Genomic DNA, 19,916 nt, shown 5'->3' with positions numbered 1-19,916 from the left:
GGCTCATTAACTATCCGTCGTTTCAAACTGTAATTTAACCAAATTCGCGTACAAACCGTCTTCCAGCGTGCTCAGTTCGTCGTGCGTACCGGTTTCGGTGATCTGCCCTTCGCGGATCACGTAGATGGTGTCCACCTTCCGAATGGTTGCCAGCCGGTGCGCGATGATGACGGTCGTGCGGTTTTGCATCAGCACATCCAAAGCTTCCTGTACCAGCCGTTCCGACTCGGCATCGAGCGAACTGGTGGCTTCGTCCAGAATCAGAATGGCCGGGTCTTTCAGAATGGCCCGGGCAATGGCGATCCGTTGCCGCTGACCTCCTGAGAGTTTAACGCCCCGCTCGCCCACAATCGTCTGGAATTTTTCGGGAAACGATTCGATAAAGTCCAGCGCATTAGCTTTTCGGGCGGCTTCCATCACCTCGGCGTCGGTCGCACCCGGTTTTCCGTACGAGATATTTTCGAGAATCGTCCCGCCAAACAGAATCACTTCCTGCGGCACGACGGCAATATTCTGGCGCAAATACCGGATGTCGATGTCCTGAATGGGTCGCCCATCAATGGTGATCGAGCCACCCGTCGTGGCATAATACCGCAACAGCAACTGCACAATGGTCGATTTACCGGCCCCACTCTGGCCCACCAGCGCAATTTTATGACCCGCCGGAACCTCCAGCGAAACGCCTTTCAGCACTTCGACGTCGGGGCGCGATGGGTATGAGAAATGAATGTTGCGGAACCGGATGTCGCCCTGCAACGGAATGCCCAGTTGAATCGGCTCCGTCTCGGGCAGCTCCACTTCCGATTGTTCTTCCAGAATGTCCAGAATCCGTTCCGAGGCCCCAATTGTCCGCTGAATCTGGGCGTATAGGTCGCCCAAACCGCCGACGGCCCCGCCGATGTACATGGTATAAATGACAAATGTTACCAGTTGTGCAAACGTCAGTTCGCCCGCCAGCATGAGTTGGGCACCGTACCAAACCACGCCGACAATGCCGCCAAACAGCGCAAAAACGATGAACGACACAAAACCGCCCCGGTAATTCGCCACCCGAAGTGAGTTCTGCACCACTTTATCGAGCGCCGTCGAATACCGCCGGACTTCATACGGTTCGTTCGTGAAGGCTTTCACCACACTGACCGATTGCAGCGTTTCTTCTACCACGACGTTGGCCTGGGCCAGTTCGTCCTGCGCTTTCCGCGACAGTTTACGAATAAATCTACCGAAGAAAATAGCCGCCACGATCACCACCGGCACCGTGGCCAGCATGAATCCGGTCAGTTTTAGCGACGTGAAGGAAATGAGGGCTACCCCAGCCAGTAACGTAATGATCTGGCGGAGAAACTCGGCCAGCGTGGTCGATAACACGTCCTGCAACTGGGTGACGTCCGATGAAATGCGGCTGGTCAGTTCGCCGACGCGCCGTTGTTCGAAGAAGAAAATCGGCAGGGTCACAATTTTCTTGTAAACCGCCCGCCGAACATCGGCCATCGACCGCTCGCTCACCTGCGCGAACAGGTAGACCCGCGCAAACGAAAACGCCGATTGAATCACCAGCAACCCGAACAAAAGCAGCGTCAACTCGTTCAGTGAACCCGCCGACAGCTTATTTTCGACCACTTTCAGAATATCGCCCAGCAGTTTCGGGAACACCAGCGTGGTGGCCGACGACAGCAACAGGAATACCAACCCCGTGATGAAATAGCCCTTATAGGGTTTGATAAACCGGAACAGCCGCAACGATTTTTTCAGCGCATCCCGGTTCACCTTCACTTTTTTATCTTCTTCGTTCTCGTCAGAACCCCTTCCTCTCTTTGCCATTCTTTTTTTCCTTAGGACTTACGTCTGATAATTCTGTTACACTTTCGCTTTTTGCCCCTAAATCCCCTAAAGGGGACTTGGACGCGGCTTAACCCGGATGCTAAAAGTCCCCTTTAGGGGATTTAGGGGCAAAAAGCGAAAGTATTTTCCTGTAAAGTCGGCGAACCGATCATTTTATTTTACTCCTTGTCGTCTTTGAATCCTTTGTAGCCGGATTGCTCAAAAATCTGCCGGGCGTTCGCGTTGTCCATCAGCGCTTTAATACCGGGTTCTTTTTCGTCATAATATTTCCTGACAATCCGCCAGCCCAGCCAGCGGCCAATCGCTCCGGGGCTTTTTGAGCTGATTTCGGCCGTAAAAGGCCGTTCGCTCAGGTACCGGTTTTTAATGGCCGGACTCACTTCATACAGCAACTGGGCGTCGATGAAATAGGCCCAGATATCCTCCTGAACGTTGTTGGTCTGCGTCAGTTGCTGGTCGGTGTAGCCGATGATGAGGCTGTCGGGTGTAGAGGGCAGCATGGTTTTCGTGAACACGTAGCTTTTCCCGTAATAAACCATGTCGGCCAGCAAGGTCTGGTCCTGCTGATTGGTCTTGTTAAACCGTTCAGACAGCGCAAAGAGGACGGTTGGCACAATGAATGCTTTCTGATACCGCCGTAAAATATAGGCCGGTAATCCTTTGGGGCGGTATTTGGCCTCGGGTCCCGCAAAATAATCCAATCCAATCACCACCAGCGAGTCGCTGATGATCAGATCCGGCCCCATGAAACCGGAGACCATCGTAACGACCCTCGGCGGCCTGAAATCCGGGAAGTTTTCGTGCATTCGGTTGAAGGCTTCCGACAGTTGATCCTGCACGTCGCCGAGCGTTCCAAACTCCGCATTAACCTGCTTATACAATACGTCAAGCTCCTTATCGTTAACTCGTTTGAGCAATTCGTTCACCAGAGCCGTATCCTTGCCGAAGGTGGTGGTTCCGAAATAGACTTGAGCAATATCTTTGTGATCGTCCAGCCACGCGCGGATGGCTTCCGGCTTTCGGGAGCCAAAAAGCGTCTGTTCCGGCCGTTCAATCGTTACCAGTTCCTCGGTTTTGGAACACGCATTGAAAATGAGTATACTTACTAAGCAAAAAACAATGGGTGAAATCTTCATCCTTCCTAATGGGCGTTCTCTTGGAAACATACAAATTTATGAAAAAGTTGGGTTCAAACCGGTGTTCCGGGCAGATGATTGCGGTAGTCGTTCTGCTTTTGGGCTTGGTGGGGAACGCCCATAGTCAGGGCCGGGTAACGGTGCAGGAGCCCAATAAATCGAACAAAACGGCCGATGACGACGGTTGGGGACAACCGGCACCCCGAAAAAATAACCGCCGGACCAACACCCAAAACCGCCCCAGTCGCGAAACAGAGAAGGTATTTCGCCGGATTCAGGAGGAAGAAATCGACTATGCGCCCCCGCAAAAGCTGATCGAAATGAGTTTTCGCGTAGCCCCTTCGGTGACACTCAATACCGCCGAAGGCTTCAATTCGTATGCAGGGTTCCGTGACAACGGGGCCGCCCTGCGCATGAGCATCGGTCCCAGCATCGATTATTTCTTTTTTAAAGACCGGTATTCACTCAGTTCCGGCATCTGGTATACGATTCAGCGGTCGGGGTATCGGATTCCGGGGCAATTCGGGCAGACGGTGTGGGACCCCGGTGCCAAACTTCAGCATTCTTCCTATAATTTGCAGTATATCCAATTGCCTTTGGCGGTTAAAATGTACGCCAACAACCTGTTTCCCAACGCCCGTTTCTACATTCAGACCGGTGGTTTGATCAACATCAAACTGGCCGAAAAACCGCTCGATTCTGTGCATAACGCCCTGTTTCAGAATGCCGAAGATGGTGGTAACTACAGCCGTCAGTATAGCCGGGGCAGTCTTAGCCTGTTGCTCGGAACAGGCATTCAGTACCGCCTGAACCAGAGTCAGGCTTTGATCATGGGCGTCAGCTACCAGCGCGGATTGACGGATGTGGCCCGGGCGCGCGATCTGGTTTCAAAAAACCACGTCGTTTCGCTGGATCTGGGGCTGAAATTCTAACGGTTCCGGTTTTCTTTCAGCAACCAGTCAATGTCCTGAATGATGCGGTCGGCTTCCACAGCCAGCGTGCCGTTGTAGAGTCCACGAATGTGACCCCGTTGATCGACCAGAATCAGATTCTCGGAGTGTAAAAACCGGGCGGAATCGGCGAGAAACCCCTGCTCTTTCTCCACAAAATAACTCAGACGCGCTACGGTATTGATCGATTTTCGTTTACCGGTTACTAAATGCCACTGATGCCCCCCGATGCCTTTCCGGTCGGCGTATTGCTTCAAAACGGCGACGCTATCCCGCTCGGGCGTCACGCTATGCGACAGGAATTTCACCGCCGGATTGCCCTGGTAATGATCATAGACGACGCGCACGGTTTCCATCATTTTCGGACAAATGGACGGGCAGGCCGTAAAGAAAAAGTTGGTGAGGTAAACCGTGTTCGCAACGGTTTGTTCCGTGATCGTATCGCCAAACTGGTCGGTCAGCCGAAAAGGAAAAACCGTATGCAGGGTGTCGATCTGGTTTTGGTTCGTTGTCCAGATGGGCGTAAAATCGGCCGTGTGGTAATACGGAACGCCATCCGGTTTTGAACAACCCGCCAGCCACAGGCTACTCAGTAGCCCCCCGAACCGAATCGTTCTGCCAACTCGACTGGCAGTTTTTCCGGCCAATATTCCCGTAATTCCGGCCGTTTCGGGCGTCATAATTCGCAAGGAGGGTACCGTCGGTGTCCCAAACCCGTTGCAGCCCCCGTTCGTAGCCCGCCTGATACTGTGATTGTTTGAACAGCCGCCCGTTGGCGTGCCATTCGTGCTGAACACCGCTCCATAAATCCTGCTCAAACAGGTAATCAAACCGCTTGTTCCCATTTTCCCAATAGCCGATATGCCGGCCTTCTTTTTCTCCCTGGTCAAAAAGCCGAACCTCCCGCAACCGCCCTTTCGCATACCAGGTCTTCTGAATGCCGTGTTCCAGTCCGTTCCGGTAGGTGCCAAGAAAAACCGTATCTGCCCACTCGTTCAGTTGGTAGAACTGGCCGGTAAACGGTTTTTCATTCAGGTAATACCGTCCATTTTTCACGGACACAGTGGCCGTATCGCGGTTCATAACCAACCGGTTTTGGGTGGTCAAATCCGCGCACGAAGCCAGTCCCAGAAGGGCAACAGCCAACAGCGCAACCCGGTTATTTGGTATACGTCCCCGGCGTCCCATAATAGTCGTTGCCGTTGATGTAGGGATCGGTGGCCGTGATGTGGTAATGGTAAATGCCTTTGGGATAATCCGCTGTCGCGTGTGAATGGCCGTGGTATTTATCCAGATCACTGTTTGTGACGGTTTTGCCATTTTCAACGGGACCGTAGACCGGAAAACCGTCGAGCAGGAAACCCAGCAGGGCTTCTTTGCCTTTGTTGGCTGTCAGAAAGGTTGGTTCGGCGTGGTAGTGGTAATCCCCAGCCTGGGCGGGGTGGCCGTTGTATTGATCGAAGCCGTTGATTTCATCCGTAAGCGGAGCCTGCATGGCGGCATATTGGTTGAAGAACGGAACACCGTTGAGCGAAACACCAATGGGGCCGCCCGCTGTCGCCGACTTGGTGGTCGCTTCTTTCGGCGAAACCGGCAACCGGAAGGTATAGCTAAAGGACACGATTTTGTTCGGATTCTGCTTCCAGGCGGTATTGGTCCCGGTATAGGCTTCGTATTGCGTCGTGGCCCAGCGGGTATTCTGAAAATACGGGCTTTTATGGTCGGGAATGCCCGTTGTTTTGATCGTTACGTATTCGCCGGAACGCGTGACGCTGGTGGCACCGTAGATTTTTTGATACACCTCCGGCACGTCCGTCAAAATAATTTCGGACTCGGGATCAGGATCATTCTGGCAGGAAACGATTATTCCGGCAGCGGTTAGCAGAATCAGGCCCGTCAGGAAGACGGCCAGGTTTTTTTTTCTCATCGGTCAGTTTGCGGAAGGCTTTTTCTTTAGACGCGCGGAATCGCCAAAGGCACATTTTTCCGGCAAAAACTTTTCATCACGACCCCAGATAGCCCCGGTCTTTCAAATCCTGTTCCGGCGACGCCAGCCGGATGGTCCGTCCTCCGGTATTGAGAAAGTAGACGGAATCGCTGAGCTCCAGCACGGAGCGATAGAGATGATCGGACAAAAGAATGCCTTTGCGTTGGGATTCCTGCCGGATCGTCGCGTGTAGCTGCTCAATCTGAACCGGCATCAGGTGTGAGAAAGGTTCATCCAGCAAGACAAAAACCGTGTCGGATTTCAGGACCAGCAAAATCTCCGCCAGCCGCTTTTCGCCCCCCGACAAACGGCCCATCCGCTGGTTTTTCAGGGCAGCTATGGTTGGATAGTCTCCGGCGATTTCGTCCAGGTTTACGCCGTACCACTCGAAAGCGGCCCGGATGGTCAACGAGGGCGGAACGAACGAATGCTGGGGCAGATAGCGGATCACATCAGGCCGCTGATACGGTTTGTCAAGATAGTGACCATCGACTCTTACGGACCGGGTTTCGGTCGGCATCAGGCCCATCATGCTTTTCAGGAGACAGGATTTGCCGCTCCCGTTGCGACCCAGCAAACCCGTCAGGTGCCCGGTTTGCAGTTTGATGTAAACACTCTGGAGAATTTTCCGACCGCCGAATTGCAGCCAGATTCCGTCTGCTTCCAACACAGAGGGTTGGCGGTTCATAGAAAGCGCATGAGTTGATACGCCAGGCCGATCAGCAGAAAGGCGATCAGCAGATCGATTGCAAAAGCCCCAGCGAACAACGCGGTTTCTGACAAACCCAGATTGTGGTAAAACCAGAACCGTGGTTGGTAATTTTTCCGTACCAGATACCAGACCGCCACCTCGGAAAGCAGCTTGAACCAAAGAAAATAAACCAGAAAAAGCGGGAAGTAATCCCTTATTCGCATCAGACTCACGCCGATCAAACCCACGGTTACGGCGTTGCTGAATACCCAAAACGTTCGGTAAAAGAGGAAAATGGCCTGTAATTTTAAAAGGCGCATACGAAGCTGATTTTGGGCAAAATAGCGGAATTCTACGACCTGTCGGAATGCCTTAACAAACTTTAACAGCGACCAAAAAAAGGCCCGGCGAACGGCGTTTAAAACAGTGCGCTCCTTCTGTTTTTTGCCAAACAAATGCTTAATTTGCCAAAAATAGCCAGCCTATGAAGCCGCACCTCCAACTCCTCTCCTCCTTGATCCTGCTCGTTCTTTCTAGTTCATTCACCCTGGCCCAATCGCCCAAACTGGCGGCCCGGGCCGATTCGCTTTTCCGGGAATGGAAAAAAGCCGGTAGCCCCGGAGCCGCTGTCGGGGTCGTGCATCAGGGGAAGCTGATTTATGCGAAAGGATTTGGTGAAGCCGACGTGGAAACCGGGGCGCCGATTGGCCCGGAAACCATTATCCACGTGGCTTCTTTGTCGAAACAGTTTACGGCCTTCGGGATTGTGCTGCTGGCGCAGGAAGGCAAACTATCGCTGGACGATGACATTCACAACTACCTGCCGGAAGTGCCCGACTTTGGCAAAAAAATAACCATCCGGCACCTCATCCACCACACCAGCGGATTGCGCGACCAGTGGAATCTGCTGGCGATGGCGGGTTGGCAACTGGACGACGTCATCACCAAAGAACAGGTCTTCAACCTCGTCAAACGGCAGCAGGAACTGAATTTTGAGCCTGGTTCGGCCTACGCCTATTGCAATACGGGGTATACATTACTGGGTGAAATCATCGCCCGCGTAACGAAACAACCGTTTCGGGAGTGGATGCAAGCGCGCGTTTTCAAGCCGCTGGGCATGAAGAACTCCCTGTTCTACGACGATCATGAACGCATTGTCAAAGGCCGGGCGTATTCGTTTTCCAAAGGCGACGGGCCGAATGCCTACAAAAAAAGTGTGCTGAGTTACGCCAACGCCGGAGCCACCAGTTTATTCACGACGGTAAACGATCTGGCGCGCTGGATTGACAATTTCCGCTCGCCCGTCGTCGGCAATCAGGCCACCATGACACAGATGCTGGAACGGGGGCGGCTTACCAAAGGCGACACCCTGCCCTATGCTTTTGCGCTCCTGCATGGCAAGTACAAAGGATTGTCGCACATCAATCACGGTGGCAGCGACGCCGGTTTTCGGTCCTTTCTGTGCTATTTTCCGAAAGAAGACTACGGTTTTATCGTGTTGAGCAACCAGGCCGAGTTTGATCCGGCCAAAAAAACCTTCGAGCTGGCCGATATTTATCTGGCTTCGCAGTTGAAAACGGATCAAGTGGTGAAAGCCCCGACGGCTTCGACTCCCGCCAACGTGCATGCCATCGACCCCGCGCTCTTCGATACCTATGCCGGTGAGTATGAGCTTTCCGAAGCACCCGGTTTTATTCTATCGTTCAAGCGGGAGGGCAACCGGTATTTCACGCAGGCCACGGGGCAGCCTCAGGCCGAGCTATTTCCGTCGTCCGACACCACGTTCTTTTTAAAAGTCGTGGACGCCAAAGTAGTCTTTCATCGCCAGCAAACCGGAAAAGTGAGCCAAATAACGCTTATCCAGAATGGCAATCATCCGGGAAAACGGGTCAAACCGTTTGAGGCTACCGCGGAGCAGAAAAAGCAACTGACCGGCAAATACTACAGCCCGGAACTGGAAACCATTTATACCATCATTCAGAAGGACGATACGCTGAAACTAAGGCATGTCCACCACGGCGAAGTCACTATAAACGCCGTGACAAAGGATCGTTTGCAGGTTCCCTGGTGGTATGTGCAGACCATCGATGTGATTCGCAACCCGGCGGAGCAGATTGTGGGCATCCGGATGTCGAACGGGCGGGTTCGCAATCTGTGGTTTCAACGACTGCCCGATGATTTCGGCACCGGAAAACCGCCCATGACGGGCAAATAGATGACAAAAGGAAGTTATTGACATTTCTCTTCATAAATTGGGTGCTGAATTTCCATATCCACCCATGAAACGTTGCTTCTACGTCCTGTTTGGGCTGTTAATGTCGTTGGCGGTTCGCGCCCAGACGATTTACAAAGAGTACGAAGTTGACTCCATCGCGCGACCCATTGGCGGATTGCCGTTGCTCGAAAAATTCATCAACGTCAATCGGCGTATGCCGTACGCGGCTGAGGTGAGCCAGACAAAAGGAGTTGTTATTTTATCGGCGATTGTGGAACCCAACGGCACGGTTTCGGCAGCCAGGGCACTCCGCAGCCTCCACCCCGATTGCGACCGGGAAGCTATTCGGGTTCTGAGTCTATTCAAAGCCTGGAAACCGGCCTTGAAAGACGGGAAACCGGTTCGGCAGGAGCTTACGTATACGATTCGGTTTACCCCAGGCGAGTGGGAGTGTAAACCCGATCAGACAATCCGGTATTTCAATCACAAAGGGGATTTAACTATAAATAGAGCAAAAGCAAAATATCAACTGAGAATACCGGTCGACTCGCTTGGTTATCCCAGCGGAAGTCCGGTTGTTTATCAGAAGTCCGGCAAAAACTGGAAAGAATTTGAACGGCTTCAGTTCAGAAAAGAACCTTTCACTCACTTCAATTATGATAATCCGGCTCAGACCGATTCAGCAGATGCCTACCGGTTGAAAATTGTGGATAAAACGGGGGCTAATCAAGATATTCATTACGCATTCCTAACCGACGGGAGATTACTTGAGACGGAGCCGTACAGCGATGGAAGACGCATCAGATCATCATACTATTATGGCCGGGATGGGATAGTTAAACGCCTGGAAGAACGCACTCAAAATCATACCTTCATGCAGTGGCTTTGGTATCCGAACGGGCAGCTTTATCAAATTGCTTTGCACGAATTTGACGTCCAGGCGTATGGTTATTACCGGCTGATCAACCAGTGGGATTCGACCGGCACGCCCACGGTTGTCGATGGAACTGGAATCGCTAGCGAGATCTCCCAAAGAGACGGTAGAATGTTTCGGGAACGGGGTGCCTTGAAAAACAGCTATAAAGAGGGCGAGTGGACTGGCCGGTTTCAGGATGGACCGTTATTTTATCGGGAAATCTATAAAAATGGCAAGTTTATGTCCGGCAAATTTTACAAAGAAAATGGTGAGATCATAACGTATAATGAACTGAGTCACCCACCCGAATTTCAGGGCGGTTTGACAGCACTCGCCAAGTTTCTGATTACGAACATTCAGTATCCGGCGGAGGCTTCCCGCGCCGGTATTCAGGGTAGAGTAACGGTGAGCTTCGTGGTCGATACCGAAGGCAATGTGGACGATGTTACGGTTTTGAGAGGCATTGGACACGGCACCCATGAAGAAGCGGTACGGGTTGTGAAGGCTACCAGTGGAAAGTGGACACCCGGTGTTCAGCAAGGTCGTACAGTGAAAGTAAACTATGCCCTGGCAATCTATTTTACGGGACAAAAAATACTTTTTCTCGCAAACTGAAATTGGTGATGATTTTTATAAATTGAGTGCCAAAATTCCCACATCCACCTATGAAACGTTGTTTTTACGTTCTGGTTTTGCTGGTATCATCGCTGGCAGTTAGCGCCCAGACCGCTTACAAAGAGTTTGAAGTCGATTCGGCCGCCCGGCCTATTGGCGGTATCGCACTGCTGGAAAAGTTTATCGATGTCAACCGGCGAATGCCGTATTCGGCCGAAGTGAGCCGGATCAAAGGTATCGTCATTTTGTCGGGTGTGGTTGAACCCAATGGCACGGTTTCGGAAGTGAAAACACTCCGCAGCCTCCGCCCCGATTGCGACCGGGAAGCCATGCGGGTTCTGAGTCTGTTCAAAGCCTGGAAACCGGCCCTGAAAGGTGGCCAGCCGGTCCGCCAGCAGTTTACGTATCCGGTTCGGTTTGCGCCCAGTCTGGCAAAAAGCGAGCCCGGAGCCAGAACCGCTTACTATACAAACGACGGCGAACAAACCGGTGATGAAACCCAGGCTCTCTTTCGGCTTGTGACACCCGTCGATACAATGGGTATTCCCAATGGCAATCCGGTTTTTTCTAAACGGGAAGGTGCTAAATGGCAAAAGGCACTCGAAAATACGTTCGAAAGAAAACCGCATACCTTCACGAATGAAGACGACCCGGCTTTACCGGACTCCATCAATGGGTATCGCTTGGTTATCAAAGATATACTCCTCCAACTCGACGGCACGATTTATTCATTTTACCCGGATGGAACCCTCCTGTCGCGCGAACAATACGCAACAGGCCAGCGCGTGGGAGAATCGGCTCATTATTATCCAAACGGGATGGTGAAACGGGTTACGGAATATCCGGAGAAAGATCAAACCCGCACATGGGTATGGTATCCGAACGGGATGCTCCGGCAGGTATCTGAGCGAAGAATAATTGCGATGACGGGCGAAGATAACCAGTTGTTGAGTCAGTGGGATGTAGCCGGAAACCAGGTGGTGCAGAACGGCAACGGGAAGGCCAGTTTTTTATCCAGACAAAATGATGGGTGGATTACCGAAACCGGATCTGTCAAAGAGACGCGGAAAGAAGGCACCTGGCAGGGGCACTATGCCGATGGAAAGCTTGCTTATCGGGAGTCCTATCAGAACGGAAAGTGTGTTTCCGGCGTGGCTTATTACGGTCAGGATTCAGTAGCCTATCAGAATCCCATAAAACACCCCGAATTTGACGGCGGACTATCCGGTTTAGGGCGGTTTTTATCCACCAACCTGCATTACCCGGAATATGCTGCCCGATCCAACATCCAGGGTAAGGTTTTTATCAGTTTTGTGGTTTGCGAAGACGGTAGCCTTTGCAATTACGATGTCATCAAAAGCGTCCATTCGACCGTCGACAAAGAAGCGTTGCGGGTTGTGAAAGCTTCCAACGGCAAATGGAAACCGGGTTCCATCCGGGGTCGGCGGGTACGGGTCAAATACAACTTGCCGATCAATTTTGCTCTTGAATAAGACGTTAGGGGCTAGCTGATCCCATCAGCCAGCCCCTAAAAAAGAAAGAAGTCCTTCGCTTAGCGTCATTTGCAGCGACCGGGGCTTTTTGGATTTGATCAATTGGTCGTCCAGGTGCATTTCGACATCTTCCCACTGCATGTGGATGGATTTTCCTTTCAGAGCCGTTCCCCAATAGTCGCCTTCAACGCCCTGAAGTCGATTCTGCACGTAGGTCACCAGCCCGTCGCGTTGGCTTTCCGAAACCAGCACCACCTCGAATAATCCATCGCCGGGATCGGCGGCCGGAGCCAGCACCAGATTGGGGCCGATGGAACGAATGTTCATTACCTCGACCAGCAAGTATTCACCCGAATAATCGACGCCATCCACTTCAATCCGACACGATTGGACCTCGTATGTCTGAACGATATTCGAGAGAATTTCCAGCGCTGTACGGAGCTTGTCTTCCGGTGAATCAGACGAATTGACCGGATGATCTTTCATTTCTTTCATCAGTTGGGGAAAAACGCCGTACCCGATTCCCTCCAGGAAAAACTGCTTTTTGGGCAACCCCTCCACCAGCCCGACATCGAACTTTTTCCGCCGGTCCGTATGCCAGCTTTGAACCACGGGCCGTGGATCGGTGGTCGGAATGTTCAGGGTTCCGGCAATGTTGTTGGCCGTTCCGCTGGGCAGCAGCGCAACCGGCAGCGGTTTTTCAATCAGCTTTCGGGTCAAAAGCCGTTTGGCCACCTTCCGCACGGTGCCGTCTCCCCCCGCAACGACCAGGAAATCGACATCGGATTTCAATTCTTTCCAATCGTCTTTTTTCGTTGAAGCATACCGGCACGTAAATCCTTCCGATTCAATGAGTGCCATGAGGTCTTTTCGGGAATGTTCCTCATCACCGGCACCGGGGTTATGTAAGAGCTGAGCAATTTTCATAAAGTCCGTTCGAATATTCCAGTAAACATCCCGAACGGTTTTTCTGTTGGAATAAGAAGACAAAATGGTACTGCCATGAGAATATTAATCACCAACGATGACGGCATTTACAGCCCGGGCATTGCGGCCCTGGCCCAAATAGCCTCCCGATTCGGAGAAGTGCGGGTTGTCGCTCCCGATGTAGAACAATCGTCAATGGGCCATGCGGTCACGCATTCCCGACCGCTTTCCTATAAAACGTCACCCATCAAGTTTGAAGGCATCGACGCCTACCGCGTCAACGGCACCCCTGCGGATTGTGTTGCTTTGGGAATGCACTTGTGGGGACATACCGATGTGGTGCTGTCGGGGATCAACATGGGGCCGAATCTGGGCAACTCCATGTGGCATTCGGGAACGCTGGCGGCTGCCAAGCAGGCGGTTTTGCTCGGCATCAAGGGAATTGCCTTCAGTACGCCGGTTGGCAAAACCGAACCAGATTTCAAGGCACTGGAACCGTTTGTGGCTAAAACGCTGGAGTTGTTACTGAAAGATACGGAGTTGTCGCTCTACAACGTCAATTTCCCCCAGCAACCGACCGAAATCCGGTGGACCCGGCAGTCGGTTCGGCTATACGATGGCACGATTGTACCCGGTATCGACCCGATGGGCCGCAAACATTACTGGTTTACAGTAAGTCCGCTGGAACCAGCCGAAGAAGGAACCGATCGATGGGCAATGGATCAGGGATACGTGTCCATCACGCCCTTACGGCTTGATCTAACCGACGAAAAAGTGCTCCAGAAAGCACTGGAGCAACCCGCTATTGTCTAGAAAAAGCGTGCATAGCTTCCGGCTGGCCGGAAGCTATGCACTTAGTTAATGACTTCAAACCCGCAATACGGCACCAGCACCTTCGGAATCCGAACCCCTTCCGGCGTCTGGTTATTTTCCAGAATGGCCGCCAGAATCCGGGGCAATGCCAGGGCCGAACCGTTCAGGGTATGCAGTAATTGCGTTTTCCCCTCAACACGTGAGCGGAGTTTCAGGCGGTTGGACTGATAGGTTTCAAAATTGGATACTGAACTCACTTCCAGCCAGCGTTGCTGAGCCGCCGACCACACTTCCATGTCGTAGGTTAGCGCGGACGTAAAGCCCATATCGCCCCCGCAAAGCCGCAGAACGCGGTAGGGCAGTTCCAGTTTCTGCAACAACATCTGGACGTGCAGACTCATCTCTTCCAGCGCCTGATAGGATTCTTCCGGTTTGCGGATTTGCACAATCTCCACTTTATCAAACTGGTGCAATCGGTTCAGACCCCGGACGTGTGCGCCCCAGGAACCGGCTTCGCGCCGGAAACAGGGCGTGTGGCCGACGTTTTTGACCGGTAATTGATCGTCCGATAAAATGACGTCACGGTAGAGGTTCGTAATGGGTACTTCCGCCGTTGGAATCAGGTACAGTTTGTCCTCCGTGGCGAAATACATCTGGCCTTCTTTGTCGGGCAACTGACCCGTACCAAACCCCGAATCTTCGTTGATCAAAATCGGCGGTTGGATCTCGAAGTAACCGGCTTTCAGGGCTTCGTCCAGAAAGAAATTGATCATCGCCCGCTGAATCCGCGCGCCTTTTCCCCGGTAGACCGGAAAACCGGCGCCGGTGATTTTATTACCCAGTTCAAAATCGATGATCTCGTACTTTTTGATCAGTTCCCAGTGCGGCAACGCGCCTTCATGCAAAACCGGAATGTCGCCGTGCTGTAAAACCACCTCATTGTCCTCGGGCGTACGACCTTCCGGAACACTGCTATGGGGCAGGTTCGGCAACGTTACCAAAACCTCCTGCAACTGCTGCTCGGCGGTTTTCAGGCTTTCTTCCAGTTCTTTAGAGCGCGTTTTGAGTTCGGCGGTTTCGGCTTTGGCGGCCTCCGCTTCGGCTTTCTGACCGCCTTTCATCAAAGCCCCGATTTCTTTGGCTTTGGCGTTGGAGCGGGCCAGGACGTCTTCCAGTTCTTTTTGGGCATCGCGCCGTTGCTGATCGAACGCCAGCACCTGCTCGACGGCGGTTTCCGCATTGGCAAACCGTTTCTTTTTCAGCCCCGCCAGCGTGGCTTCTTTATTATCGCGGATAAATGGAAGTAAAAGCATGATAATTAGATCAATAAAGCTCTAACAGCTATAATGAATTGGTTTGTTTTGTCGAGAAGTGGCATAATCGCTTCCGATGTAAAGTAGATAAAGTCTTCATAATCGCTTCCTTGGCGAGCATTAAATAAGTCGCCGTAGAATTTACCCAACTCCACTGATAACTTGCCCGTTTTAACAAAATGAAGATCAAGCATATGCTTAGCTCCGGAATGTGATTTTATTCGAATCCCTTCTTGAGTCATTAAGGCGGTTACAATCTGAAATGCCGCATATTACAGACGGTTCGCAACTCCATTCCAACTTTCAGCAGTAATTAAAATTTCTGCCTCTTTTAATGTTGCAGCAGACTTTGTGGCTCTGTATTTAACGATGTCCTCCTTGGTCTGCTTCATAACTGTCTGCCGTCGTCCTTTATGTTTTGGTACAAATCAGTCACCTCATAATCATCCCACTCCTCTTTGGAACGAATAATTGTGCTAATGACTTTTTCAGCGTCCAATTCTAGCTCAAAAAGCTGATCCCGGATCGTACTTTTTAAGTCTCTTGTCACTTTTCCAGATGTTAATACCAAAAAGTCCCAATCCGAATCCTTGCGATGATTACCCCGCGCCCGTGAACCGAACAGATAGACATCAGCCTGTGGATCAATCGAATGCACCGATTCTTTGACCTTTTGCAGAAATGCTTTATTGGTAAGGCGGTTCATGCCGTAACGGTTTGGGGACAAAATTAGCCAGACCTGTAAGGTTTTTAAAACCGCTCCGGCGGCCCGGCTTACAGGTCTTTTGCTCTTTTCAGGCTTCTTTCAGTTCAAAAAGTCCTTCGTTCAGCGCATTCAGGGCTTCGGCTTTGTAGCTACCATGAACGAGCAGCGAAATATTGTGCTCGGTACCGCCGTACGAAATCATCCGGATCGGGATGCCTTCCATCGCTTTCAGAACCTGCAGGGCAATTCCGGCCTGATCGGCACTGAAATTACCGACAATACAGATAATGGCCTGGTCGTAATCCGGTTCTTCCAGTTCGCAGAACGTCCGCAACTCCGCCATCAGTTCCGTCAGGTTGTCTGTTTTGTCAATCGTTACCGAAACCGATACTTCCGAGGTTGCGATCAGATCGACCGGCGTTTTGTATTTTTCAAACACTTCAAAAATCCGGCGCAGAAAACCGTAGGCATTCAGCATCCGCAGCGAATGAATGTACAGCGCTGTAATGCTGTCTTTGGCCGCGATCGCTTTGAACACCTGATCGGACGTTTTGTTGGCAATCAGCGTTCCTTCCGCCGTCGGGTCCATCGTATTTTTCAACCGAACCGGAACGCCAAACATTTTGGCCGGCGTAATGGTGGACGGGTGCAGGATTTTTGCGCCAAAATAGGCCAATTCAGCGGCTTCTTCAAACGTCAATGCCCGGATCGGGAAGGTTTTCTTGACAATCCGGGGGTCGTTGTTGTGCATGCCGTCAATGTCGGTCCAGATCTGGATTTCGTCAGCGCGAATGGCCCCGCCAATCAGCGAAGCCGTGTAGTCCGAACCACCCCGTTTCAGGTTGTCGACTTCACCGCGCGGATTCCGGCAGATGAATCCCTGCGTCACAATGATTTTTTTATCACCGTGCGCCCGCAGCAATTCCCGTAATTTGCGTTCCGTATAATCCAGTTCCGGTTCGCCATCGGCGTCGATTCGCATAAACTCCAGCGCGGGCAGCAGAATGGAGTCGTGCTCCAGTTCTTCCAGATACGCCTGAAAGATTTGCGTGCTCAGCAACTCACCTTCGGCCACCAGTTCTTTCTCCTGTTTCAGCGTAAACGGCTTGATGCGCGTCAGCGACCGAATGAACGAAAATTCGTTTTCGATGATCTTCTGTCCCTTCGTCAATCCCTCGCTGGTTTTGTACAAGTCGCGAACGAACGAATCGTAATGCGCCTTCAGGTGCTCGATTTTCTCGGCCGCTTCGCCCGGCTGATCCGATTTCAGGGATTCGCCGATGGACAACAGGGCGTTGGTGGTGCCGGACAGGGCCGACAGGACGATGATTTTTTGCTGATCATCGGAGGTAATCAGGTTGCGAATCGAGTGCATCCGTTCGGGCTTGCCAACGGATGTTCCGCCAAATTTCCAGACTTGCATAATTAATGAGTGAATGAGTGAATGATAGAATGAGTGAATAGCTCCGCGAAGACCAAAATTTGGGAACGCTATTCACTCATTCTATCATTCACTCATTCAAAATTAGATGATTATAAACTATACACTTGTTGCTGTAATCCTAACATTTTGATGGCGGTCATGGCGGCTTCGTCGCCTTTGTTGCCGTGAACACCGCCCGCCCGGTCGAGAGCCTGTTGCTGGTTGTTCGGCGTCAGAACCCCGAAAATAACTGGTTTTCCGGTTTGCAGGCCAACGTTCGTCAATCCCTGCGCCACGGCGTGGTTGATGTAATCGTTGTGTTTGGTTTCACCCTGAATCACGCAGCCCAGCGCAATAACCGCATCGATTTCCGTGCGTTGGGCAAACCATTGCGCACCCAAACTGAGTTCGAAACTCCCCGGAACGTTACCCCGGACGATGTTCTCGGCTTTCGCGCCGTAGTTGATCAACGTCTGGTAGGCACCCGAAAACAGGGCTTCGGTTACTTCTGCATTCCACTCGGCCACCACGATGGCAAACTGGCGATGACTGATGTCGGGCAGGTGATCGGTTGAAAAAACACTTAAGTTCTTTAATTCGGATGCCATTCTGAACCAGGATTTAACTGATTAAAGGGATTAATTATGATTACAATAAGTGAGTACAGTTGCCGGGACTAGCGAAACGATTGACAGGATAAATCAGAGTTCATCATTCCAATCAGTTAAATCCTGGTCAAAAAAAAGGACAAAACCCGGTCGGCTTTGTCCTTTCGCAATGGTTGAATTAACGCTGCTTACGACTCACCGACCGTGCTTTCCAACACCGATTTATACTTCTTGGCGTTAGCGGCTTCCGAAGAGGTAGGGTATTTGTCGATAATCGAACTGTATGTATCAATCGCATCCTGATTTTGCTTGTTTTGCTCGTAGGCCAGTGCCAGCTTCATCAGGTAAGCAGGTGTAAAATAGGGGTTGGGCTTGTAATCAGCCGCTTTTTTGTAATACTCGATGGCGTCGCCGTAGGCTTTCTTTTCCATGTTGGCATCACCAATCAGGGCGTAGGCACGGGCTTGCACCAGCAAATCCGACGATTTGAAATTTTTCAGTTTTTCAATGGCTTGGTCGTACTGGCCTAACTTCAGAAAAGCGACTCCAGCGCGGAAACTGGTGACGTTACCGGTAGGGGTGGCACTATATTCTTCGGAAATGGCGACCAAACCTTCATTGGCGCCGTTACCATTCAATGCTTTTTTCAGTGAATCGGCCTCCCATTCGTAAACCGACGGGAACACGGCCGTTTGCGCTTCCTGGTCCTGGCTGCTCACCCAGTAGCGATAACCGATAAAACCGGCCACCACCAGGACAATACCGCCCAGCAGACCCAGAATCAGCTTCTGATTTTTTTCAAAAAACAACTCCGCCTTCCCTAACGAACCCGCCAGAGCAGCGGGATCTTCCAGAAACTCCAGTTTGGAGTTTGTTTGTGTCTTACTCATTTATAATTATCCAAAATTTCGGACTGCAAATTTAGTAAATCTCTGGATAATAGAAAGAACAAAGACAAAGTTTTGCTACCAAAGCCCGAACAATCGACATGAAAAAGGGAAGAAAGCGTAGAAAGAAATAAGCTGACAGCCCTTTCTTTCCTTCCTCCTTCCCTTTCACCTTTATGCGGCTCCTGATTATTCCATGATAAATGGATAATCTTTCTGCATGTAGACGTCCCGGAAAGCCTCTTCCGGTCCCGGATAGGGCGACTCTTCGGCAAACTTCACCGACTCATCCACGATGCCTTTGATTTTCTGATCGATGGCCGCCAGATCTTCTTCGGTCGCCAGCTTCTCTTTCAAAATCGTCGCCCGGACGTTCTCGATCGGGTCGCGTTGCTTGTATTGCTCCAGCTCGTCCTTTGTGCGGTATTTCTGCGGATCGGACATCGAGTGACCCCGGTAGCGGTAGGTCCGGAATTCCAGGAACGTCGGACCGTCGCCTTTGCGGGCGCGCTCGGCAGCGCGGCTCACGGCTTCGTGAACGGCTTCCACATCCATCGCATCGACGGGTTCCGACGGCATGTCGTAGGCTTCACCCAGCGTATACAGATCCGTTACATTGGACGTACGGGCCACGGACGTTCCCATCGCGTAACCGTTGTTTTCTACCACAAAAATAACCGGCAGTTTCCACGTCATGGCCATGTTCAACGTTTCGTGGAACGAACCTTGCCGAACGGCACCGTCGCCCATGAAACACATGCACAGGTTGGTGGTTTTGTTGTATTTCTCGGCAAAAGCAATACCGGCTCCCATCGGAATCTGGCCGCCCACAATGCCGTGGCCGCCCATAAAATTCACCGATTTATCGAAAATGTGCATCGAACCGCCTTTGCCTTTCGACGAGCCGGTTTGTTTGCCAAATAACTCGGCCATAATGGCTTTGGGATCAGAGCCCAACGCCAACGGAATACCGTGGTCGCGGTAGGCCGTAATCCATTTATCATCTTTGGTCAGGGCTGAATACGACCCTGAAGAGCAGGCTTCCTGCCCAATATAAAGGTGACAGAAACCCCGGATTTTCTGCTGTCCGTAGAGCTGACCGGCTTTTTCTTCAAATTTACGTTGCAGCATCATCGACTCATACCAATACAGGTAGCGTTCTTTCGGATGCTTGGTTTTTGCAGCGGCTGGCGATGCGTCGCCCGGCGAAGCGTCGCCCGGCTTAGATTTTTCCTTTACACTTGCCATAGAGTTCGTTGGGCGTAAAAAAAGGATAACCGAATAAAACGGAAATCGTTGTGCGATACAGGTAACCGGTCATTACGTAACAAACGACCTGTATCTTTGTTGCTTAAACACGCGGCTGTTACCACCACGATGCCGCGAAAATACGC

At 51.6% G+C, this 19,916-nt stretch carries 19 protein-coding genes and 1 pseudogene; 5 read left to right on the top strand and 15 right to left on the bottom strand.

What is annotated here, in order from left to right:
• Positions 1 to 6: 6 nt before the first annotated feature.
• Both DUE52_RS24415 and gldB read right to left on the bottom strand, forming a co-directional pair.
• Positions 7 to 1,821: an ABC transporter ATP-binding protein gene (locus DUE52_RS24415; RefSeq protein ID WP_114408694.1), complete on the bottom strand. Its 1,815-nt coding sequence runs from the start codon at positions 1,819 to 1,821 to the stop codon at positions 7 to 9.
• A 179-nt stretch (positions 1,822 to 2,000) separates the two neighbouring features.
• Entirely contained in the window at positions 2,001 to 2,978 is a 978-nt protein-coding gene (gldB, locus tag DUE52_RS24410) for a gliding motility lipoprotein GldB (RefSeq protein ID WP_114408693.1), read from the bottom strand.
• 74 nt (positions 2,979 to 3,052) lie between these two features.
• Here gldB and DUE52_RS24405 point away from each other — a divergent pair, with 74 nt between their 5' ends.
• Positions 3,053 to 3,910 (top strand): outer membrane beta-barrel protein, encoded by an 858-nt coding sequence (locus tag DUE52_RS24405; protein ID WP_229312291.1) that lies wholly within the window; start codon positions 3,053 to 3,055, stop codon positions 3,908 to 3,910.
• On the opposite strand, the gene DUE52_RS24400 is transcribed toward DUE52_RS24405, so the two are convergent.
• The 5 genes from DUE52_RS24400 to DUE52_RS24385 form a co-directional block, all read right to left on the bottom strand.
• Positions 3,907 to 4,608: an SCO family protein gene (locus DUE52_RS24400; RefSeq protein ID WP_165841022.1), complete on the bottom strand. Its 702-nt coding sequence runs from the start codon at positions 4,606 to 4,608 to the stop codon at positions 3,907 to 3,909. The genes DUE52_RS24405 and DUE52_RS24400 overlap by 4 nt on opposite strands.
• Positions 4,514 to 5,074, bottom strand: a complete 561-nt coding sequence (locus DUE52_RS32505; protein ID WP_165841021.1) for a toxin-antitoxin system YwqK family antitoxin — start codon at positions 5,072 to 5,074, stop codon at positions 4,514 to 4,516. Before DUE52_RS32505 ends, DUE52_RS24400 begins: the two co-directional genes overlap by 95 nt.
• A 13-nt stretch (positions 5,075 to 5,087) precedes the next feature.
• The gene (locus tag DUE52_RS24395) at positions 5,088 to 5,855 is read right to left on the bottom strand and encodes a YHYH protein (protein ID WP_114408691.1); all 768 of its coding nucleotides are present in this window, start codon (positions 5,853 to 5,855) and stop codon (positions 5,088 to 5,090) included.
• A 76-nt stretch (positions 5,856 to 5,931) separates the two neighbouring features.
• Positions 5,932 to 6,603, bottom strand: a complete 672-nt coding sequence (locus DUE52_RS24390; RefSeq protein WP_114408690.1) for an ATP-binding cassette domain-containing protein — start codon at positions 6,601 to 6,603, stop codon at positions 5,932 to 5,934.
• Positions 6,600 to 6,926 (bottom strand): hypothetical protein, encoded by a 327-nt coding sequence (locus DUE52_RS24385; protein ID WP_133299939.1) that lies wholly within the window; start codon positions 6,924 to 6,926, stop codon positions 6,600 to 6,602. The genes DUE52_RS24390 and DUE52_RS24385 overlap by 4 nt, the downstream gene beginning before the upstream one ends.
• 164 nt (positions 6,927 to 7,090) lie before the next feature.
• Here DUE52_RS24385 and DUE52_RS24380 point away from each other — a divergent pair, with 164 nt between their 5' ends.
• From DUE52_RS24380 to DUE52_RS24370, 3 genes are all read left to right on the top strand, one after another.
• Positions 7,091 to 8,821 carry a serine hydrolase gene (locus DUE52_RS24380; protein WP_114408688.1) on the top strand — a complete coding sequence of 577 codons (1,731 nt, stop codon included), beginning with the start codon at positions 7,091 to 7,093 and terminating at the stop codon, positions 8,819 to 8,821.
• Positions 8,822 to 8,885: 64 nt separating this feature from the next.
• Entirely contained in the window at positions 8,886 to 10,352 is a 1,467-nt protein-coding gene (locus DUE52_RS24375) for a TonB family protein (protein ID WP_114408687.1), read from the top strand.
• A gap of 50 nt (positions 10,353 to 10,402) precedes the next feature.
• Positions 10,403 to 11,845: a TonB family protein gene (locus tag DUE52_RS24370; RefSeq protein ID WP_114408686.1), complete on the top strand. Its 1,443-nt coding sequence runs from the start codon at positions 10,403 to 10,405 to the stop codon at positions 11,843 to 11,845.
• Positions 11,846 to 11,869: 24 nt separating this feature from the next.
• Here the strand turns inward: DUE52_RS24370 and DUE52_RS24365 are convergent, their stop codons facing one another.
• Entirely contained in the window at positions 11,870 to 12,772 is a 903-nt protein-coding gene (locus tag DUE52_RS24365) for a diacylglycerol/lipid kinase family protein (protein WP_133299938.1), read from the bottom strand.
• 75 nt (positions 12,773 to 12,847) lie between these two features.
• On the opposite strand from DUE52_RS24365, the gene surE reads away from it, so the two are divergent.
• Positions 12,848 to 13,585 (top strand): 5'/3'-nucleotidase SurE, encoded by a 738-nt coding sequence (gene surE / locus DUE52_RS24360; protein WP_114408684.1) that lies wholly within the window; start codon positions 12,848 to 12,850, stop codon positions 13,583 to 13,585.
• A 41-nt stretch (positions 13,586 to 13,626) separates the two neighbouring features.
• Here surE and serS read toward each other — a convergent pair whose 3' ends face one another.
• The 7 genes and pseudogenes from serS to pdhA all read right to left on the bottom strand — a co-directional run bounded on the left by serS (position 13,627) and on the right by pdhA (position 19,770).
• Positions 13,627 to 14,898 carry a serine--tRNA ligase gene (serS, locus tag DUE52_RS24355; protein ID WP_114408683.1) on the bottom strand — a complete coding sequence of 424 codons (1,272 nt, stop codon included), beginning with the start codon at positions 14,896 to 14,898 and terminating at the stop codon, positions 13,627 to 13,629.
• Between the two features lie 5 nt (positions 14,899 to 14,903).
• Positions 14,904 to 15,158: pseudogene (locus DUE52_RS24350) on the bottom strand (HEPN domain-containing protein); the annotation flags it as partial.
• 128 nt (positions 15,159 to 15,286) lie between these two features.
• Positions 15,287 to 15,604 carry a nucleotidyltransferase domain-containing protein gene (locus DUE52_RS24345; protein WP_114408681.1) on the bottom strand — a complete coding sequence of 106 codons (318 nt, stop codon included), beginning with the start codon at positions 15,602 to 15,604 and terminating at the stop codon, positions 15,287 to 15,289.
• Between the two features lie 88 nt (positions 15,605 to 15,692).
• On the bottom strand, positions 15,693 to 17,027 hold the full coding sequence (locus DUE52_RS24340) for an aspartate kinase (RefSeq protein WP_114408680.1): 1,335 nt from the start codon (positions 17,025 to 17,027) through the stop codon (positions 15,693 to 15,695).
• Between the two features lie 110 nt (positions 17,028 to 17,137).
• Positions 17,138 to 17,635 (bottom strand): 6,7-dimethyl-8-ribityllumazine synthase, encoded by a 498-nt coding sequence (ribH, locus tag DUE52_RS24335; RefSeq protein ID WP_114408679.1) that lies wholly within the window; start codon positions 17,633 to 17,635, stop codon positions 17,138 to 17,140.
• Positions 17,636 to 17,823: 188 nt separating this feature from the next.
• Positions 17,824 to 18,525 (bottom strand): tetratricopeptide repeat protein, encoded by a 702-nt coding sequence (locus tag DUE52_RS24330; protein WP_114408678.1) that lies wholly within the window; start codon positions 18,523 to 18,525, stop codon positions 17,824 to 17,826.
• Between the two features lie 186 nt (positions 18,526 to 18,711).
• Complete coding sequence (pdhA, locus tag DUE52_RS24325) at positions 18,712 to 19,770, bottom strand: pyruvate dehydrogenase (acetyl-transferring) E1 component subunit alpha (protein WP_114408677.1); 1,059 nt, start codon at positions 19,768 to 19,770, stop codon at positions 18,712 to 18,714.
• Positions 19,771 to 19,916 lie beyond the last annotated feature (146 nt).

Source organism: Larkinella punicea (assembly GCF_003334855.1).
Classification (GTDB): Bacteria; Bacteroidota; Bacteroidia; order Cytophagales; family Spirosomataceae; genus Larkinella; species Larkinella punicea.
This window is presented reverse-complemented; position numbering and strand designations above follow the sequence as displayed.

What these genes read in the sequence shown, in the direction of transcription:
- surE (WP_114408684.1), top strand. Translation starts at nt 12,848, where the DNA reads ATGAGAATATTAATCACCAACGATGACGGCATTTACAGCCCGGGCATT.
- gldB (WP_114408693.1), bottom strand. Translation starts at nt 2,978, where the DNA reads ATGAAGATTTCACCCATTGTTTTTTGCTTAGTAAGTATACTCATTTTC.
- DUE52_RS24340 (WP_114408680.1), bottom strand. Translation starts at nt 17,027, where the DNA reads ATGCAAGTCTGGAAATTTGGCGGAACATCCGTTGGCAAGCCCGAACGG.
- DUE52_RS24380 (WP_114408688.1), top strand. Translation starts at nt 7,091, where the DNA reads ATGAAGCCGCACCTCCAACTCCTCTCCTCCTTGATCCTGCTCGTTCTT.
- DUE52_RS24330 (WP_114408678.1), bottom strand. Translation starts at nt 18,525, where the DNA reads ATGAGTAAGACACAAACAAACTCCAAACTGGAGTTTCTGGAAGATCCC.
- DUE52_RS24415 (WP_114408694.1), bottom strand. Translation starts at nt 1,821, where the DNA reads ATGGCAAAGAGAGGAAGGGGTTCTGACGAGAACGAAGAAGATAAAAAA.
- DUE52_RS24370 (WP_114408686.1), top strand. Translation starts at nt 10,403, where the DNA reads ATGAAACGTTGTTTTTACGTTCTGGTTTTGCTGGTATCATCGCTGGCA.
- DUE52_RS24385 (WP_133299939.1), bottom strand. Translation starts at nt 6,926, where the DNA reads ATGCGCCTTTTAAAATTACAGGCCATTTTCCTCTTTTACCGAACGTTT.
- pdhA (WP_114408677.1), bottom strand. Translation starts at nt 19,770, where the DNA reads ATGGCAAGTGTAAAGGAAAAATCTAAGCCGGGCGACGCTTCGCCGGGC.
- DUE52_RS24390 (WP_114408690.1), bottom strand. Translation starts at nt 6,603, where the DNA reads ATGAACCGCCAACCCTCTGTGTTGGAAGCAGACGGAATCTGGCTGCAA.
- ribH (WP_114408679.1), bottom strand. Translation starts at nt 17,635, where the DNA reads ATGGCATCCGAATTAAAGAACTTAAGTGTTTTTTCAACCGATCACCTG.
- DUE52_RS24375 (WP_114408687.1), top strand. Translation starts at nt 8,886, where the DNA reads ATGAAACGTTGCTTCTACGTCCTGTTTGGGCTGTTAATGTCGTTGGCG.
- DUE52_RS24365 (WP_133299938.1), bottom strand. Translation starts at nt 12,772, where the DNA reads ATGAAAATTGCTCAGCTCTTACATAACCCCGGTGCCGGTGATGAGGAA.
- DUE52_RS24405 (WP_229312291.1), top strand. Translation starts at nt 3,053, where the DNA reads ATGATTGCGGTAGTCGTTCTGCTTTTGGGCTTGGTGGGGAACGCCCAT.
- DUE52_RS24395 (WP_114408691.1), bottom strand. Translation starts at nt 5,855, where the DNA reads ATGAGAAAAAAAAACCTGGCCGTCTTCCTGACGGGCCTGATTCTGCTA.
- DUE52_RS24345 (WP_114408681.1), bottom strand. Translation starts at nt 15,604, where the DNA reads ATGAACCGCCTTACCAATAAAGCATTTCTGCAAAAGGTCAAAGAATCG.
- serS (WP_114408683.1), bottom strand. Translation starts at nt 14,898, where the DNA reads ATGCTTTTACTTCCATTTATCCGCGATAATAAAGAAGCCACGCTGGCG.
- DUE52_RS24400 (WP_165841022.1), bottom strand. Translation starts at nt 4,608, where the DNA reads ATGACGCCCGAAACGGCCGGAATTACGGGAATATTGGCCGGAAAAACT.